The organism is Pandoraea sp. B-6 (assembly GCF_000282835.1).
In the GTDB taxonomy this organism is placed as follows: domain Bacteria; phylum Pseudomonadota; class Gammaproteobacteria; order Burkholderiales; family Burkholderiaceae; genus Pandoraea; species Pandoraea cepalis.
The window spans coordinates 41677-44925 of sequence record NZ_KB290492.1; the positions used below are offsets into that span (position 1 = coordinate 41677).

At 61.5% G+C, this 3249-nt stretch carries 3 protein-coding genes and 1 pseudogene; all 4 read left to right on the forward strand.

The genetic code is table 11. From position 1 onward, the window contains the following. Positions 1-219, forward strand: a pseudogene (locus A985_RS28895) (tRNA adenosine(34) deaminase TadA); the annotation flags it as partial. Further along, positions 216-1148, forward strand: a complete 933-nt coding sequence (gene ldcA, locus A985_RS0103770) for a muramoyltetrapeptide carboxypeptidase (protein WP_017232078.1) — start codon at positions 216-218, stop codon at positions 1146-1148. The pseudogene A985_RS28895 and the gene ldcA, both read left to right, overlap by 4 nt. A 367-nt stretch (positions 1149-1515) precedes the next feature. After that, positions 1516-2460 carry an allantoinase PuuE gene (gene puuE / locus A985_RS0103775; protein WP_039829837.1) on the forward strand — a complete coding sequence of 315 codons (945 nt, stop codon included), beginning with the start codon at positions 1516-1518 and terminating at the stop codon, positions 2458-2460. Positions 2461-2606: 146 nt separating this feature from the next. Further along, on the forward strand, positions 2607-3128 hold the full coding sequence (gene uraD / locus A985_RS0103780; RefSeq protein WP_026131624.1) for a 2-oxo-4-hydroxy-4-carboxy-5-ureidoimidazoline decarboxylase: 522 nt from the start codon (positions 2607-2609) through the stop codon (positions 3126-3128). Positions 3129-3249: the final 121 nt, after the last annotated feature.

The following is a 3249-nucleotide window of genomic DNA, read 5'->3' on the forward strand; positions in this document are numbered from 1 at the left end:
CCCAAGACCGGGGCGTGCGGCAGCGTGGTCGACCTGTTCGCGGAACCTCGGCTCAATCATCATGCCGAAGTGCTCGGCGGCGTCATGCGCGACGAGTGCGTCGACATTCTCCAGACCTTCTTCAGTGAACGACGTGCCGCTGCGAAGGCGCGTCGCTCGTCGGCGTCCGCCGAGGCGGTGGGCGAGACCCCAACCCCAACACCGGGATCCCTCAATTGACGCAGACCAGGCTTCTCGAACTGATTGCCCCGTCGGGCTACGCCCCCGACCCCGACGTCGCCTTGCGCGGCATCGAGACATTGGAGCGACTCGGCTACACCGTCAGCAATCGCGAGGCGCTTGCGCGTCGGTACTTGCGCTTTGCGGGAACCGATGCCGAGCGCGTTGCCGAAATCAACCAGCTGGCGGGGCGTGAGCATCCCGTGCCCGAGATCGTGCTCGCGGTGCGTGGCGGATATGGCGCCGTGCATCTGCTCGACCAGCTTGACTACGAAGGCCTGCATCGCCGGTTATCGGGAGCACCGGTCGCCATCATCGGTCATAGCGACTTCACGGCCGTGCAGTTGGCACTGTTGGCGCAGGCCCAGCTCACCACGTTTGCGGGGCCGATGTTGCTGGCGGACTTCGGGGCCGATCCGCTGAGCGATTTCACCCTGACGCAATTCCAATCCGTATTGCGTTCGCCGAGTCACGTGGCCCAGTGGCTGGGGGATGGGGCGAGCGGCGATATCGACGTGTCGGGCACCTTGTGGGGCGGCAACCTGGCGATGGTCTGCAGCCTGATCGGTACCCGGTACCTGCCGCAGATCGAGGGAGGCGTGTTGTTCGTCGAAGATGTCAACGAGCCGCCGTATCGCGTTGAGCGGATGCTGTACCAGTTGCATCAGTCCGGCATTCTGGCGCGTCAACGTGCGTTGGTGCTTGGGGATTTCTCACAGTACCGAGTGACCGAATATGACAACGGATACGACATGCCGGCGATGATCGAAAGCGTGCGTAAAGTGATCGGCATTCCGATCGTGACCGATATGCCGTTTGGTCACGGCCCCGACAAACTGACCTTGCCGGTGGGCGGACAGGCTAGACTGCAGACATCCGGGGCGCAGGTCACGCTGACGCTTACGGGATATCCCTATCTGTACGCGTAATTTCCAAGCGAGCGCCGACTGAGCGTTCGGTAAAGCGGCATAGCGGCAAGCGAAAGCACGCCGGGTCGAAACAACGACCCGGCGTGCTTTTTTGTTGTTGCGTCGATTGACGTCTATTGGGCGAGGTTGCGTGATTTTTTGCGTTATTTGAGGGTGTTTTTGGTGGGTTTGTCGACAACCAAGATCCACGGGCGGGGAGGGTGCCGAATGAGCGCGGGCGAAGGAGCGCGCGTGAACGGGCGGGGCCGTGCGGGGGCGACTATACGTTTAAGCACAGCCTGAATATCCGAATCTGGCTATGTTTCCGCGGGATGGATTTGGCTACACTGCTTCGATCATTTCGCCATTCCCCGAATGCCAGGACACCATGGCCAGCCACATTGCAAGTTCCAGCGACTATCCGCGCGACCTCATCGGTTATGGCCGTCACGTACCGTTTGCCGACTGGCCGGGGCGTGCGCGCATTGCCGTTCAGTTCGTTCTGAATTACGAAGAAGGCGGCGAGAACTGTGTATTGCACGGCGATCGCGCGTCCGAGCAATTCCTGTCCGAGATCATTGGCGCGGCGGCGTACGAAGCGCGTCACATGAGCATGGAGTCCATTTACGAATATGGGTCGCGGGCGGGCGTGTGGCGCATCTTGCGCGAATTCGAGCGCCGCGGGCTTCCGTTGACCGTGTTTGGCGTGGCGATGGCCATGCAGCGTCATCCTGAGGTGACAGCCGCTTTTCAGGAATTGGGGCATGAAATCGCGTGTCACGGGTGGCGCTGGATTCACTACCAGAACATGGACGAGGCGACCGAGCGCGAGCACATGCGCATCGCGATCGACCTCTTCAAGGCAATGACGGGTAGCGCGCCGCTTGGCTGGTACACGGGTCGTGACAGCCCGAATACGCGGCGTCTGGTGGTCGAGCAGGGCGGGTTCGTGTACGACTCCGACAACTATGGCGACGACCTGCCATTCTGGACACAGGTGCGGACCGGCACGGGCGACGTCAAGCCTCACCTTGTCGTGCCTTACACCCTCGATTCCAACGACATGCGCTTCGCGGCACCGCAGGGCTTCAATACGGCGGATCACTTCTTCCATTATCTGCGCGATGCGTTTGACGTCTTGTATGCGGAAGGGGACGAGGCACCGAAGATGTTGTCGGTGGGCATGCATTGCCGCTTGCTGGGTCGCCCAGGGCGATTTGCGGCGTTGCAGCGATTCCTCGATCACATTGAGAAACATGATCGTGTGTGGGTGTGTCGTCGTATCGACGTGGCACGTCACTGGCAGACGCGCCATCCGTACGTGGCGGCGTGAGCGAGCAGATTTGGGTGAGGCGGCTACGTTGGGAACCGGCGTGGTCACTGGTAGAAATTTGAATCCGAAAGGCGTCACTCGGCTGTGCGAAAAGCATGGCGGGGCGCCACCTTTGTTCTCCGGGAGAGCAGTGAATGAACGCCCCGTTGTCTATGACCCAACGTACCGTTGCCGAACTGTCGGCGTTGCCCCGTGCCGAGTTCGTTGCGGCGCTCGACGGCATCTTCGAGCATTCGCCTTGGGTGGCCGAAGCGGCTTGGGACGACCGTCCGTTTGCCACCGTCGAGGCGTTGCAGGACGCCATGTGTCAGGCCGTCATCGATGCTGGCGAAGGCCCTCAGCTCGACCTCATCCGTGCTCACCCCGAATTGGCGGGCAAAGCGGCCGTGCGAGGCGAACTGACGGCCGAGTCCACGCGTGAGCAAGCGGGGGCGGGGCTGGACCAGTGCAGTGCCGATGAATTTGCGCGGCTGACCGAACTCAACGATGCGTACAAAGCCAAGTTCGGGTTCCCTTACATCCTGGCGGTGCGTGGGCATACGCGTGCCAGCATCATCGAAAACTTCGCGGCGCGCGTTGCAAACAGCCGGGCGGACGAGATCGACGAATGCTTGCGACAGATCTTCCGTATCGCCGGATTCCGTCTGCAGGATCTGGTTCGCGACTGAACCGTAAGGAGACTGGGCGGATAGTGTCGGCCCGAGTGGTTTCCGTCCGTTGCAACCCGATTCGTCCCGTTTCAGACATTACCCAGCATCAAGGAGTTGGCATGGCCCTCGCCCCGCAAGA